Here is a 13,795-nt window from a genome sequence, read left to right on the forward strand (position 1 = left end):
CGGCACATGCCCACCCTGTCATCCACATCCTGTGGACAAGTGTGTGGACAACCGTCACCGTCGCTTCCTGACCCGGTCCGAGAGGGGCTGAGCCCGCCCATGTCGCAGCCCGCGCCGACCTCCGAGGATGTGTGGGCCCGGGTGGTGGACGAGCTGGAGACCGGGGGGATCGGTGCTCGGGAACGCGCCTTCCTGCAGCTCACCCAGATGGTCGGCCTGCTGGACACGACGGTGCTGCTGGCGGTGCCGTACTCGCATACCAAGGAGATGCTCGAGACGAGCCTGCGCCGCCCCATCGAGGACGGGCTGTCGCGCGAGCTGAACCGGGAGATCCGGGTCGCGATCACCGTCGACGACGCCCTGCGCCAGCGCGTGGAGGACGAGGCGGACGACTCCGAGGACGACTCCCTGACCCGTGAGTCCCTCACCCGGCCGGCGTCCGGGCCGAGCTCCAGCTCCGCTCCTGATCCGGGCGAGCCGGACATCCCCGCCGTCTCCCGGTCGGCGGCGACCAGCGGCATACCGCGACCGGCGACGCCGGCCGGTCCCGCGGTCACGGGTGCGGCCGACGAGGCGCGGCTCAACCCGAAGTACACCTTCGACACCTTCGTCTCCGGCCCCTCCAACCGGTTCGCGCACGCCGCCTCGCTCGCGGTGGCCGAGTCCCCCGCCCGTGCCTACAACCCGCTGTTCATCTACGGCGAGTCCGGGCTGGGCAAGACCCACCTGCTGCACGCGATCGGCCACTACGCCCGCAGGCTCTACCCGGGCGTGCGGGTGCGCTACGTGAACTCCGAGGAGTTCACCAACGACTTCATCAACTCCATCCGCGACGACAAGGCCGGCGCCTTCCAGCGGCGCTACCGCAACGTCGACTTCCTCCTCGTGGACGACATCCAGTTCCTGCAGGGCAAGGAGCAGACCGTCGAGGAGTTCTTCCACACCTTCAACACACTGCACAACAGCGAGAAGCAGGTCGTGATCACCTCGGACCAGCCGCCCAAGCGGCTGTCCGGCTTCGCCGAGCGGATGCGGAGCCGGTTCGAGTGGGGACTGCTCACCGACGTGCAGCCCCCCGACCTGGAGACGCGCATCGCCATCCTGCGCAAGAAGGCGGCGCAGGAGGGGATGCAGCTGCCGGACGAGGTGCTCGAGCACATCGCCAGCCGCATCACCACCAACATCCGCGAGCTCGAGGGCGCCCTGATCCGGGTCACGGCCTTCGCGTCGCTGTCGTCGCAACGAGCCGATGCCGACCTGGCCGCGCACGTCCTCAAGGACATCGTCCCCGGCAGCGACACGGCGCAGATCACCGTGGCGACGATCATCCGCGAGGTGTCCGAGTTCTTCCAGATCACGGTGGACGAGCTCTGCGGGACCTCCCGCTCGCGCACCCTGGTCAACGCCCGCCAGATCGCGATGTACCTCTGCCGCGAGCTGACCGACCTGTCGCTGCCGAAGATCGGTCAGGCGTTCGGCGGTCGGGACCACACCACGGTGATGCACGCCGAGCGCAAGATCCGGGCCCAGATCGGTGAACGGCGGGCGCTCTACGACCAGATCGCCGAGCTCACCGGCAGCATCCGCCGCGCCTCGCAGCGCTGAGCCGACGCCTGCGGTGCCCGGGACCGAGCACCGTCGAGACCCGCACCTTACCCGACGGTATCCACACCTGTGGATAACCCTGTGCGTTGTTGCTCAGCGTTCACCTTCGTCACATCTGTCTCGATCGGGATGCCATCCGCCGTCGGAGGCGACGCTCACCGGCCCTGTGCGCAGGGTGTGGACAGACTGCGGATCATCGCAGGTCAGGCTGGGGAGGAGCGGTGAGCGATGGATCTCGCGCTGGGGATGCTGCGCGACCGTCCCCAGGAGGCCCCGCGCGACCGCGCAGGACGTCCACCGGGCATGCACAGCTCGACAGGCATGGTGCGTCGGCCCGCCACCAGCGAGGACGCCGGTCCGCGGACGTGGTTGTCCACAGCATCCACAACCCCGATGACGATGACGAGTTCCTTGTCATCCCCGGATCATTCCCCTGCGTCCCTGGGGACGTGCGGCAGCGCGGGGCCGACGGACGTGGCAGAGTTGCCCCGAAGACCAACATGTCCGGAAGGTTCGAGGTGTCGTGAAGTTTCGTGTCGAGCGCGATGTGCTCTCCGAGGCGGTGGCGTGGGTCGTCCGCGGCCTGTCCAACCGTCCGCCCGTCCCGGTGCTGGCCGGTGTCCTGCTGACCGCCGACCCGGAGGGAACCCTCACGTTCTCCGCCTACGACTACGAGGTCTCGGCGACCGTCACCGTCGAGGCAGAGGTCTCCGAGGGCGGTCAGGTGCTCGTCCTCGGGCGGCTGCTCGCGGACATCGCGCGGAACTTGCCGGCCAAGCCGGTGGAGGTCTCCACGGACGGCAGCAAGGTCTCGCTGACCTGCGGGTCCAGCAGGTTCTCCCTCATCCAGATGCCCGTGGGCGACTACCCGCAGCTCCCCGGCCAGGCCGAGACCAGCGGGTCGGTGCCCGGCCACTCCTTCACCCAGGCCGTCAACCAGGTCTCGATCGCGGCCGACCGCGGTGACACCCTGCCCATCCTGACCGGGGTCCGGGTGGAGATCGACGGTGAGAAGATCACCATGCTCGCCACGGACCGCTACCGGCTGGCGCAGCGTGAGCTCACGTGGTCCCCCGGCAGCAGTGACGCGGACCACGTCTGCCTCATCCCGGCCCGCACCCTCTCCGAGACCGCCAAGTCACTGGGAGCCAGCGCCTCGGTCGACCTCTCCCTCGGTGAGGCCGGTCGCGGTGACGGTCTGGTCGCCTTCGAGGCAGGGCAGCGGCGCACCACCACCCGGCTGCTGGACGGTGAGTATCCGAAGGTCACCTCCATCTTCCCGTCCTCGGTGGACTCCGTCGCCGTCGTCGACACGCAGGCGTTCATCGAGGCGGTGCGCCGGGTCGCCCTCGTCGCCGAGCGCAACACCCCGGTCCGCCTCCGGTTCTCCGAGGGTCAGCTGGCGATCGAGGCCGGCACCGGGGACGATGCCCAGGGCAGCGAGGCGGTCGAGTCCACGCTCGAGGGACCGGAGATCGAGATCGCCTTCAACCCGCAGTTCCTGCTCGACGGCCTGGGAGTGCTCGGGCAGCCCTACACCCGGTTGTCCTTCACCCAGCCCTCCCGTCCGGCCGTCATCTCCGGCCAGCCCGAGCTCGAGGGCGAGGCCGACGACAGCTACCGCTACGTCCTGATGCCGGTGCGTTTCGCCGGCTGAGGCGGCGACGCGCCAGTCCAGTTTCGACCAAGGAGGAGCACCATGAAGATCGGCATGATCGGCCTCGGCAAGATGGGCGGCAACATGCGCGAGCGGCTGCGCCGCGCGGGGCACGAGGTCGTGGGTTTCGACCTCGACGAGCAGTTGCGCGACGTGGACAGCGTCGAGGCGATGGTGGAGGCCCTCGAGGCGCCGCGCGTCGTCTGGGTCATGGTGCCGCACGGCAAGCCGACCCGGTCGACCGTCGAGCAGCTCGGCGAGCTGCTGCAGGAGGGCGACCTCATCATCGAGGGGGGCAACTCGAAGTACACCGAGGACCGTGAGCTGGACGCGCTCATGGAGCCCAAGGGCATCGGCTACGTCGACTGCGGGGTCTCCGGCGGCATCTGGGGCCTGGACAACGGCTACGGGCTCATGTGCGGCGGCCGCGAGGCCGACGTGGAGAAGGCCATGCCCGTCTTCGACGCGCTGCGCCCGGAGGGCCCGCGCGAGGAGGGCTTCGTCCACGCGGGCGACGTCGGTGCGGGCCACTACGCCAAGATGGTGCACAACGGCATCGAGTACGGCCTCATGCACGCCTACGCCGAGGGCTTCGAGCTGCTCCTCGCCAAGGACATCGTCAAGGACGTCAAGGGCTGCTTCCAGGCCTGGAGCCGCGGCACCGTGGTCCGCTCCTGGTTGTTGGACCTGCTGGTCAACGCGCTCGGCGAGACCCCCGAGCTCGAGGGCATCGACGAGTACACCACGGACTCCGGCGAGGGGCGCTGGACCGTCGAGGAGGCCATCGAGAACGCCGTGCCCATGCCGGTCATCAGCGCCGCGCTCTTCGCCCGTTTCGCCTCCCGCCAGGAGAACTCCCCCGCCATGCAGGCGGTGGCGGCACTGCGCGGCCAGTTCGGGGGGCACGCGGTGCGCATGCTCGACGACGAGGGGACACGCGACGCCGACCAGGTCGAGGTGCACCAGGGCGCCGAGCCCAAGCACGCCGAGCCGGGCGAGTCCCGCCCCGGCGACGGCTCCTGAGCACGGCCGCCGCAGCAGTCGGCCCTGACCGGACTCGACGCGCGTGCACCTGAGTCATCTCGGGATCGCCGACTTCCGGAGCTATCCGGCCGCCGATGTCGACCTGGCCCCGGGCGTCACCGTGCTGCTGGGGCGCAACGGGCAGGGCAAGACCAACCTCGTCGAGGCCGCCGGTTACGTCGCCTCCCTCAGCAGCCACCGCGTCGCCCAGGACGCCCCACTCGTACGGGCGGGCGCCCCGGGGGCGGCGATCGTCCGGGCGACCGTGGTGCGGGACGGCCGAGAGTCCCTGGTCGAGCTGGAGATCGTGCCGGGTCGGGCCAACCGGGCCCGGTTCAACCGCTCGCCGGTCGCGCGGCAACGGGACGTGCTCGGCACGTTGCGCAGTGTGCTCTTCGCCCCCGAGGACCTGGCGCTGGTCAAGGGAGACCCCGGGGAACGGCGGCGGTTCCTGGACGACCTGCTCGTCGCCCGTCAGCCGCGGTGGGCGGCGGTGCGGGCCGACTACGACCGGACGGTCCGGCAGCGCGGTGCGCTGCTCAAGCAGGCCGCCCACCTCTGGCGGGCACCCACGCGCCGGTCCGGCGGACCCCGGCTGGCACCCGGCGAGAGCCTCGAGGACGCGCGATCCTCCGCGCTGTCCACGCTCGCCGTCTTCGACGACCAGCTGGCCCAGATCGGTGGCGCGCTGCTGTATGCCCGGCTGCGGCTGCTGCGGGACCTCCAGCCCTACCTGGACGAGGCATACCGCACCATCAGCGACAGCGACACCCCCGCGCGGGCGACCTACCGCAGCAGCCTGACCGAGGGGTCCGAGACGGCTGGTCGGCTCGCGGCCGGTGAGGTTCCCGAGCAGACCGAGCTGGTCGCCGCGCTCCTGGGCTCGATCGAGGAGCTCCGCGGCCAGGAGCAGGAGCGCGGGGTATGCCTGGTCGGACCGCACCGTGACGACCTCAGCCTCACCCTGGGTGACCTCCCGGCGAAGGGCTACGCCAGTCACGGCGAGTCGTGGAGCCTGGCGCTCGCGCTCCGGCTGGCCGGCTTCCACCTGCTGCGCCACGACCTGGGCACCGACCCGGTCCTGGTCCTGGACGACGTCTTCGCCGAGCTGGACTCGGGTCGGCGCGAGCGGCTGGCCGACCTCGTGGGTGACTGCGAGCAGGTGCTCGTGACCGCGGCGGTCGCGGCCGACGTCCCGGACCGCCTGCTCGGTGAGGGGTCCAGGGTCTTCGACGTGGAGCTGGGGTCGGTCTCCCGCCGCGAGCAGGCCCCGGGTGCGGTGCCGTGACCCCGGCACAGGCCCCTGACGAGACCTCGGGGGACGAACCGGACGAGGCCGCTGGGGCGGCGCCGGAGCCGATGGACGCCGCGCGTGAGGCCCTCACCCGGGCGCGGCGAACGGCCCGCGACAAAGGGCTGCGTCCGGGCGCCGCGGGGCGGACCCGGCGCCACCGGGGGGCGGCGTCCACCGAGCCCGGTGCCGACGGCCGGCGTGACCCGCAGCTCCTGGGGGACGAGGTCGACCGCCTGGTGGCCGGCCGGGGCTGGGCCGACGACGTGCAGGTCGGCGGGGTGGTGGGACGGTGGCGTGCCATCGTCGGCGACCAGGTGGCGTCGAACGTCGAGGTGGTCGCCTTCGAGGGCAGCACGCTGACCGTCCGGGCCAGGTCCACCGCGTGGGCCACCCAGATGCGGCTGCTGACCTCCACCGTCCTCGGGCGGATCGAGGAGCTGATCGGCGAGGACGTCGTGCGCGAGATCGTGGTGCAGGGACCGGCGGGGCCGCACTGGCGCAAGGGCCCGCTCTCCTCCGGCGGTCGCGGGCCGCGGGACACCTACGGTTGAGCCGTAGGGATCAGCGACGGTGCTCGACGGCTGACGCCCCACGAGAGCCCCGAGGCACCGCGCGCGTGGGGGGACCCCTGATTGGGGGTTGCTTCGCTCACAACCGGCCTCTCGGGCCGCGGACGGGTCTGGGGAGGGTGTGGGAACTCGGAAACGGCGCGCCCGCAGGGTAGACTGAGGCGTCTTTGCCCTTTCACCCGAGGAGCCCCCTTGTCCACTGCCGGACCAGAGCACGGCCCAGGCCCCGACGACGGCGCCGACGTCGAGGGCGACCCCGCGGTCGACGTCACGATGCCGGAGCTCCCGGAGGCTGCTGCGGGGAGCGGGGACCCTGGCTCGCTGGCCACCGCCTCGGCCTACGACGCCTCCTCGATCACCGTGCTGGAGGGTCTCGAGGCCGTCCGCAAGCGGCCGGGGATGTACATCGGCTCGACCGGGCCGCGCGGTCTGCACCACCTGGTGTGGGAGATCGTCGACAACGCCGTGGACGAGGCGCTGGCGGGCGAGGCCGACCGGATCGACGTGGCGCTCACCGCGGCGGGCGCCGTCCGGGTCCGGGACAACGGGCGCGGCATCCCGACCGACATCCACCCGGTGGAGAAGAAGCCGGCGGTCGAGCTCGTGCTCACCCAGCTCCACGCCGGCGGCAAGTTCGGCGGCGGCGGCTATAAGGTCTCCGGCGGGTTGCACGGCGTGGGTTCCTCGGTCGTCAACGCCCTGTCCGAGCGGCTGGACGTCGAGGTCCGCCAGCGCGGGAAGGTCTCCACCCAGACCTACCACCTGGGTGTCCCGCAGTCCCCGCTGTCCGAGCGCGCGGCGCAGACCGACGCCGAGCGGCAGAGCGGCACGACCATCACCTTCTGGCCCAGCGCCGACATCTTCGACACCGTCGACTTCGACTACGAGACCCTCCGGGCGCGGTTCCAGCAGACCGCCTTCCTCAACAAGGGTCTGACCATCGCCCTGACGGACGAGCGACCCAGCGAGGTCGAGACCGACGTTGACGCCCTCGACGACGACCCCATCGACGGGGAGGGCGAGCAGGACGAGGACGGCGCTACCCCCGGCGTCGAGCACGGTGACCAGGGTTCGCCCAGCACCGTGAAGGGCCGGCACCACACCTACCGCTACGACAATGGTCTGCTCGACTACGTCACCTACCTCAACAAGTCCAAGCGCAGCGAGCCGGTGCACGAGGACGTCATCGCCTTCGAGAGCACCGACGAGGCGCGCATGCTCAGCCTCGAGGTGGCGATGCAGTGGACCAGCGCCTACACCGAGGCGGTCCACACCTACGCCAACGCGGTCAACACCCACGAGGGCGGCACCCACGAGGAGGGCTTCCGCTCGGCCCTCACCCGGCTGGTCAACGACTTCGCCCGGGAGCAGAAGCTGCTCAAGGAGAAGGACCCCAACCTCACCGGCGACGACATCCGCGAGGGTCTCACCGCGGTCATCAGCGTCAAGCTCGGCGAGCCGCAGTTCGAGGGTCAGACCAAGACCAAGCTGGGCAACTCCGAGGTGCGCAGCTTCGTGCAGACGGCGATGTACGAGGAGTTCGGGCACTGGCTGCAGGCTCACCCGCGCGAGGGCAAGGAGATCGTCGGCAAGGCGGTCCAGGCCGCGACCGCGCGCATCGCGGCCCGCAAGGCGCGGGACGCCACCCGCCGCAAGGGCCTGCTGGAGTCCGGTGGTCTGCCCGGCAAGCTGCGCGACTGCCAGTCCAACGACCCGACGATCTCCGAGGTCTTCATCGTCGAGGGCGACTCGGCCGGCGGCTCGGCGGTGAGCGGCCGCAACCCGCACAACCAGGCGATCCTGCCGATCCGGGGCAAGATCCTCAACGTCGAGAAGGCGCGCCTCGACAAGATCCTGGCCAACCAGGAGGTGCAGGCGCTCATCAGCGGCTTCGGCACCGGGATCGGCGAGGACTTCGACATCTCCAAGGCGCGCTACCACAAGATCGTGCTCATGGCCGACGCCGACGTCGACGGCCTGCACATCCGGACCTTGCTGCTCACGCTGCTCTTCCGGTTCATGAAGCCGCTCATCGAGGCCGGTTACGTCTACCTCGCGCAGCCGCCGCTCTACCGGATCAGGTGGACCAACGCCGAGCACCAGTTCGCCTTCACCGACCGGGAGCGCAACGCCCTGCTCGAGGAGGGTGCGGCCAAGGGCTGGCGGCTGCCCAAGGACACCGGCGTGCAGCGCTACAAGGGCCTCGGCGAGATGGACTACGGCGAGCTGTGGGACACCACGATGAACCCGGACACCCGTGTGCTGCTGCAGGTCTCGCTGGAGGACGCCGCCAAGGCCGACGAGATCTTCGCGATCCTCATGGGCGAGGACGTGGAGTCCCGGAGGGCGTTCATCCAGCGCAACGCCCGCGACGTGCGTTTCCTCGACATCTGATCATGCGGGGGGCTCCGCCCCCCGCACACCCCCCAACCGCGTGGCCCCCGCACACCCCCCGAACCGCGTGACTGCATACCGAAGGACCCATGGCTGACGACCAGACCCCCGACCTGCCCGAGATCCCCGACGCCTCCACCGGGCCCAGAGCGCCGACGCCGCCCTCGAGGCGGCGGTGACCGGCACCGGCGACCGGATCGAGCCGATCGACATCAACGCCGAGATGCAGCGCAGCTACATCGAGTACGCGATGAGCGTCATCGTCTCCCGGGCGCTGCCGGACGTGCGCGACGGGCTCAAGCCGGTGCACCGGCGGGTGCTCTACGCGATGTACGACGGGGGCTACCGCCCCGACCGCGGCTTCAACAAGTGCTCGCGCGTCGTCGGCGACGTCATGGGCAACTACCACCCGCACGGCGACGGCGCGATCTACGACGCCCTGGTCCGGCTGGTCCAGGACTGGTCGATGCGGCACCCGCTGGTGCAGGGGCAGGGCAACTTCGGCACCCCGGGTGACGACCCCGCGGCGGCGCCCCGCTATACCGAGTGCCGGATGCACCCGCTGGCCATGGAGATGGTGCGCGACATCCGCGAGGACACCGTCGACATGGTCGACAACTACGACGGCAAGACCCGGGAGCCCGCGGTCCTGCCGGCGCGCTTCCCGAACCTGCTGGTCAACGGCTCGGCGGGCATCGCCGTCGGGATGGCCACGCAGATCCCCCCGCACAACCTGCGCGAGGTCTCCGAGGGTGCGCAGTGGCTGCTGCAGCACCCGGACGCCTCCCGGGAGAGCTCTTCGACGCGCTGCTGGGGATTATCAAGGGCCCGGACTTCCCCACCGGAGCGCTCATCATGGGCAAGAAGGGCATCGAGGACGCCTACCGCACCGGCCGCGGCTCGATCATCATGCGGGCCGTCGTCGAGGTCGAGGAGATCCAGGGGCGCACCTGCCTCGTCGCGACCGAGCTGCCCTACCAGGTCAACCCGGACAGCCTGGCCAAGTAGATCGCCGACCTTGTCAAGGACGGCAAGGTCACCGGGGTCGCCGACCTGCGCGACGAGACCTCCGGGCGCACCGGGCAGCGGCTGGTCATCGTGCTCAAGCGGGACGCCGTCGCCAAGGTCGTCCTCAACAACCTCTACAAGCACACCCAGCTGCAGCAGTCCTTCGGCGCCAACATGCTCGCCCTGGTCGACGGGGTGCCGCGCACGCTGCCGATCTCGGCCTTCATCCGGCACTGGGTGGAGCACCAGGTCGAGGTCATCGTCCGACGCACCCAGTTCCGGCTGCGGGAGGCGGAGGAGAAGATCCACGTCTTCCGCGGCTACCTCAAGGCGCTGGACCAGCTCGACGAGGTCATCGCGCTCATCCGGCGCAGCCCGTCGGCGGACGAGGCACGCGAAGGACTCAAGACGCTGCTCGGGATCGACGATCTTCAGGCGCGCGCCATCCTGGACCTGCAGCTGCGCCGGCTCGCCGCGCTCGAGCGGCAGCGGATCCAGGCCGACCACGACGAGCTCGAGGCGCAGATCCTCGAGTTCGAGGACATCCTGGCCAAGCCGGAGCGGCAGCGCGAGATCATCTCCACCGAGCTGACCGAGATCGTCGACAAGTTCGGCGACGACCGGCGGACCAAGATCGACCTCTTCGACGGCGACATGTCGATGGAGGACCTCATCCCCGAGGAGGACGTGGTCGTCACGATCACCCGCGGCGGCTACGTCAAGCGGACCCCGGTGCGAGAGTACCGAGCGCAGAACCGCGGCGGCCGGGGCAAGCGCGGCGCTGCGCTGCGGGCCGACGACGTGGTGCAGCACTTCTTCGTGACCAGCACCCACCACTGGATGCTGTTCTTCACCGACCAGGGCCGGGTCTACCGGTCCAAGGCCTACGAGTTCCCCGAGGCCGGACCCACCGGCAAGGGGCAGCACGTCGCCAACCTCATGGCCTTCCAGCCGGACGAGACGATCCGCTCGGTGCTGCCGCTGCGCGATTACGAGCAGGCGCCCTACCTGCTGCTCGCGACGAAGAACGGCCTGGTCAAGAAGTCGCGGCTGCCGGACTACGACTCGGCCCGCTCCGGCGGGCTCATCGCGGTGAACCTGCGCGAGGGCGACGAGCTCATCGGCGCCGCGCTGGCGCACGGCGACGACGACGTGCTTCTCGTCTCCGGCGGTGGGCAGTCGGTCCGCTTCCCGGCGGCGGACGACACGCTGCGACCGATGGGTCGTGCGACCTCGGGCGTGACCGGGATGAAGTTCCGCGGCGAGGACCACCTGCTCGCCATGCAGGTCGTCGCGGCCGGCACCGATCCCTTCGTCTTCGTGGTCTTCGAGTCGGGTATGGCCAAGCGCACCCCGGTCTCGCAGTACCGCGTGCAGGGTCGCGGCGGCCTCGGCATCAAGGTCGCGAAGTCGACCGAGAAGGCCGGTCAGGTCGTCGGGGCGCTGCTCGTCGACGAGACCGACGAGGTGCTCGTCCTCACCGAGCGCGGCAACGTCGTGCGGTCCCGGGTGGGTGGCGAGAACGGCGTGCGCGTCACGGGCCGCGACACCAGCGGGGTCATCTTCGCCCGGCCGGGCAAGGGCGACGCCATCGTGGCGGTCGCCCGCAACGCCGAGGCTGCCGCCGAGGAGGAGCTCGTCGAGGCCGGCGGTGAGCCGGTGGGCGGCGCGGATGCACCGCCCGTGGCGGGCGATGGCGTACCGTCGGGTCAGGTCGAGCAGTCCGAGTCGACCGCCGAGGTCGACACCGACAGCACCGAGGGAGATGGAGCATGAGCGGCACGTCTGGGACGTCCGGGTCGGCTGCGTCCTCCACCGACGAGACGCAGGTGCACGAGAAGGCGCGCCCCGAGGGGACCACGGAGCCCGGTCCGGCGCCGGACGCCGACGGGCAGGCCTCAGGCGAGAGCCGCTCCGCCGCCGCCAAGATGAAGGACGGCGCGCTCGCCCGGACCGCCCAGGGACGGGACCTCGCCGCCCGCAAGGCTCGTGCGCTGCGCGGGGCCACCGCCGGCATGGCCTCCGGGTCGGCAGCCGGGGCGAGCGCGGGCCGCGGAGCCGCCGGACGCGGTGCCGCGGCGCGTGACGGGGCACCGGCCAGCACGGCCCGCACCTCGGGCAACAGGGTTCCCTCGCGACCGGCCCCCCGGCGCGGAGGGCCTCGCCGCGTCCGCCTGACCGCGCAGCGCATCGACCCCTGGTCGGTGCTCAAGATCAGCTTCCTGGTCTCGGTCGCCCTGGGCATCTCCGGCGTGGTCATGGTCGCGGTGCTGTGGACGGTCCTGTCGGGGATGAACGTCTTCTCCACGATCAACGACTTCCTCACCCAGATCACCAGCGGTGAGGCGAGCGGACCGACGATCGACCTCACCGACTACCTCGGCTTCAGCCGGGTGCTGTCGCTGGCGGCGGTGCTCGGCGTGCTCAACGTCTTCCTGCTCACCGCGCTTGCGACGCTGTCGGCGTTCCTCTACAACATCTGCGCCGCCCTCGTCGGCGGCGCCCAGGTGACGCTCTCCGACGAGTGAGCCCGGTGCCCGCTCAGGGCACCACCTGCACCGCGACCTCGCTCAGGTGGAGCATGTGCGAGGTGGTCGACCCGAGCACCATCACCGACAACCGGCCGTGCCCTCGGCTGCCGAGCACGAGCAGACCGGCGCCCTCGGTGGCGGCCAGCAGGCTCTCCTCGGTGCGGCCGGACGGCGTGTCCGTGCTGACGGTGAGCCTCTCGTCGCGCTCACGGACATGGTCGGCGGCGTGCCGGACGACCTCCTGGGCCCGGGCGAGTGCGGCCTCCCCCGCGTCCTCGATCGTGCGGTAGCCCGGGGGGCAGGCCCCAGGGGTCCTCGTGCGGTCGCTCCCAGCTGCAGACCAGCCGCAGCTCGGCTCCCCACAGCTGCGCCTGACGTAGACCCTCCTCCAGGGCCCGGTCCCCGCTGACCGACCCGTCGACGCCCACCACCACCGGGCTCCCGGGGCCGGGGACGGGGGCGTCGTGCGGGACGACCGTGACCGGGCACCGTGAGTGGCCGGTGATCCCGTAGGCCGTGGTGGTGCCGACGAGGGCCCGCCGCACCCGTCCGAGCCCTCGGGTCCCGACGACCACACCGGCGGCCTGCGCCGACGCCTCGTCGAGGGCCTGTCGCGGGCTGAGCAGCGAGGAGCGGGCCGAGACGTCGACCTCGGGCTGCTGCTCGCGGGCGAGCTGTGCACCCGCCTCGGCCGCCCGCAGCGAGGCCTGTCGGACCTTCTCCGGGTCCCACAGGCCCGCGACCTCGTCCTGGGCGTAGACGATCCGGTCCGCCGCGTGGAGCACGACCAGCGGTTGCCGGGCCCGAGCCGCTGCTCCCGCCGCCCAGCGCACCGCCTGCTCCGCGCTCTCGGACCCGTCGTAGCCCACCACCAGGGGGCGTGCCGAGCTTCCGTTCTGGTCGGTCATGATCCACCACTCCTTCGTCACGATCTATGACACAGTGTAGTAGAGACGCGGCAGGTGGGGAAGCCCTGCTCAGCCCCGACCGACCGGGGGGAAGGGGGAGCGGCTGAAGACCGCCTCGACCGGGAGCTCGAAGAACTCCGCGATCTGCAGCGCCAGCAGGAGGGACGGGCTGTACTCTCCACGCTCGAGGTAGCCCACCGTCTGGTAGTGGACCCCGAGCGCCTGCGCCAGCTCCCGCCGGCTGATGCCACGGTCCACCCGGAGCACGGCGATCCGGTTGTGCAGCGGTTCTGACTCGCTCGGCATACCGGGATCAGTATCCCTTCGCGAGCACCCCGCTCGCGCGCCGCCTGCACCGCGCTGCCGGACTGACGCCGCGCCATCCGCCGCAGCAGCACGGGAGCCACGAGCACCCCGACGACGGCCCAGGCGAGGAGCACCCCCAGCGCCAGCACGAGGCGGAACTCCCCCCCACCTCGGCGGCCGCCGCGCTCTCTGGCAGCAGCACCGAACGCACCGCGACGCCGATCCAGTAGAGCGGACTGAGCTGAGCCAGCCACTGCAGCGGCGCCGGCCACCCCGCGACGGGATAGAAGACGCCGGAGAGGGCGGCGACGGCATACATCGAGATCATCGCCCAGGCCAGCCCCATCATGGTGCGGAAGACCGATCCGAGCACGGCGCCCCAGGGCAGCATCGCCACGACGCCCAGCAGGAAGACGAGGCCCAGCAGCAGCCACCGGCCCGGCCCGGTCTCCCTCAGCTCGGGCAGCAGCACCGCGGCCCCGACCATCGCCGGCGCCCAC

11 protein-coding genes and 1 pseudogene are annotated in these 13,795 nt (G+C 71.2%); 8 read left to right on the forward strand and 4 right to left on the reverse strand.

Annotated elements, in window-relative coordinates; all coding sequences use genetic code 11:
• Positions 1–99 precede the first annotated feature (99 nt).
• The 8 genes and pseudogenes from dnaA to FU792_RS00040 all read left to right on the forward strand — a co-directional run bounded on the left by dnaA (position 100) and on the right by FU792_RS00040 (position 12,078).
• Positions 100–1,605 carry a chromosomal replication initiator protein DnaA gene (gene dnaA / locus FU792_RS00005; protein ID WP_022923463.1) on the forward strand — a complete coding sequence of 502 codons (1,506 nt, stop codon included), beginning with the start codon at positions 100–102 and terminating at the stop codon, positions 1,603–1,605.
• Between the two features lie 523 nt (positions 1,606–2,128).
• A complete protein-coding gene (gene dnaN, locus FU792_RS00010) occupies positions 2,129–3,262 on the forward strand; it encodes a DNA polymerase III subunit beta (protein WP_022923462.1) in 1,134 nt (377 codons plus the stop codon).
• Between the two features lie 42 nt (positions 3,263–3,304).
• Positions 3,305–4,285, forward strand: coding sequence for a phosphogluconate dehydrogenase (NAD(+)-dependent, decarboxylating) (gene gnd / locus FU792_RS00015; protein ID WP_022923461.1), 981 nt, complete (start codon positions 3,305–3,307; stop codon positions 4,283–4,285).
• A gap of 43 nt (positions 4,286–4,328) precedes the next feature.
• Positions 4,329–5,573: a DNA replication/repair protein RecF gene (gene recF, locus FU792_RS00020; protein ID WP_033418344.1), complete on the forward strand. Its 1,245-nt coding sequence runs from the start codon at positions 4,329–4,331 to the stop codon at positions 5,571–5,573.
• The gene (locus tag FU792_RS00025; RefSeq protein WP_237739960.1) at positions 5,570–6,130 is read left to right on the forward strand and encodes a DciA family protein; all 561 of its coding nucleotides are present in this window, start codon (positions 5,570–5,572) and stop codon (positions 6,128–6,130) included. The genes recF and FU792_RS00025 overlap by 4 nt, the downstream gene beginning before the upstream one ends.
• A 291-nt stretch (positions 6,131–6,421) precedes the next feature.
• Positions 6,422–8,542 carry a DNA topoisomerase (ATP-hydrolyzing) subunit B gene (gene gyrB, locus FU792_RS00030; protein WP_149814915.1) on the forward strand — a complete coding sequence of 707 codons (2,121 nt, stop codon included), beginning with the start codon at positions 6,422–6,424 and terminating at the stop codon, positions 8,540–8,542.
• A 223-nt stretch (positions 8,543–8,765) separates the two neighbouring features.
• Positions 8,766–11,326: pseudogene (gene gyrA / locus FU792_RS00035) on the forward strand (DNA gyrase subunit A).
• Complete coding sequence (locus FU792_RS00040) at positions 11,323–12,078, forward strand: DUF3566 domain-containing protein (RefSeq protein WP_022923458.1); 756 nt, start codon at positions 11,323–11,325, stop codon at positions 12,076–12,078. Before gyrA ends, FU792_RS00040 begins: the two are co-directional and overlap by 4 nt.
• Positions 12,079–12,091: 13 nt before the next feature.
• On the opposite strand, the gene FU792_RS18255 is transcribed toward FU792_RS00040, so the two are convergent.
• From FU792_RS18255 to FU792_RS00060, 4 genes are all read right to left on the reverse strand, one after another.
• On the reverse strand, positions 12,092–12,361 hold the full coding sequence (locus tag FU792_RS18255) for a universal stress protein (RefSeq protein ID WP_161600293.1): 270 nt from the start codon (positions 12,359–12,361) through the stop codon (positions 12,092–12,094).
• Positions 12,288–12,989: a universal stress protein gene (locus FU792_RS00050; RefSeq protein ID WP_149814437.1), complete on the reverse strand. Its 702-nt coding sequence runs from the start codon at positions 12,987–12,989 to the stop codon at positions 12,288–12,290. Before FU792_RS00050 ends, FU792_RS18255 begins: the two co-directional genes overlap by 74 nt.
• 69 nt (positions 12,990–13,058) lie before the next feature.
• Complete coding sequence (locus FU792_RS00055) at positions 13,059–13,295, reverse strand: helix-turn-helix transcriptional regulator (protein ID WP_022923457.1); 237 nt, start codon at positions 13,293–13,295, stop codon at positions 13,059–13,061.
• Positions 13,296–13,302: 7 nt separating this feature from the next.
• Positions 13,303–13,782, reverse strand: coding sequence for an ABC transporter permease (locus FU792_RS00060; RefSeq protein WP_149814438.1), 480 nt, complete (start codon positions 13,780–13,782; stop codon positions 13,303–13,305).
• Positions 13,783–13,795: the final 13 nt, after the last annotated feature.

The organism is Serinicoccus marinus DSM 15273 (assembly GCF_008386315.1).
In the GTDB taxonomy this organism is placed as follows: Bacteria; Actinomycetota; Actinomycetes; order Actinomycetales; family Dermatophilaceae; genus Ornithinicoccus; species Ornithinicoccus marinus.

Coding starts and splice junctions, on each gene's coding strand:
- dnaA (WP_022923463.1), top strand. CDS start 100: ATGTCGCAGCCCGCGCCGACCTCCGAGGATGTGTGGGCCCGGGTGGTG.
- gnd (WP_022923461.1), top strand. CDS start 3,305: ATGAAGATCGGCATGATCGGCCTCGGCAAGATGGGCGGCAACATGCGC.
- gyrB (WP_149814915.1), top strand. CDS start 6,422: ATGCCGGAGCTCCCGGAGGCTGCTGCGGGGAGCGGGGACCCTGGCTCG.
- FU792_RS00040 (WP_022923458.1), top strand. CDS start 11,323: ATGAGCGGCACGTCTGGGACGTCCGGGTCGGCTGCGTCCTCCACCGAC.
- FU792_RS00050 (WP_149814437.1), bottom strand. CDS start 12,989: ATGACCGACCAGAACGGAAGCTCGGCACGCCCCCTGGTGGTGGGCTAC.
- FU792_RS00055 (WP_022923457.1), bottom strand. CDS start 13,295: ATGCCGAGCGAGTCAGAACCGCTGCACAACCGGATCGCCGTGCTCCGG.
- FU792_RS00060 (WP_149814438.1), bottom strand. CDS start 13,782: ATGGTCGGGGCCGCGGTGCTGCTGCCCGAGCTGAGGGAGACCGGGCCG.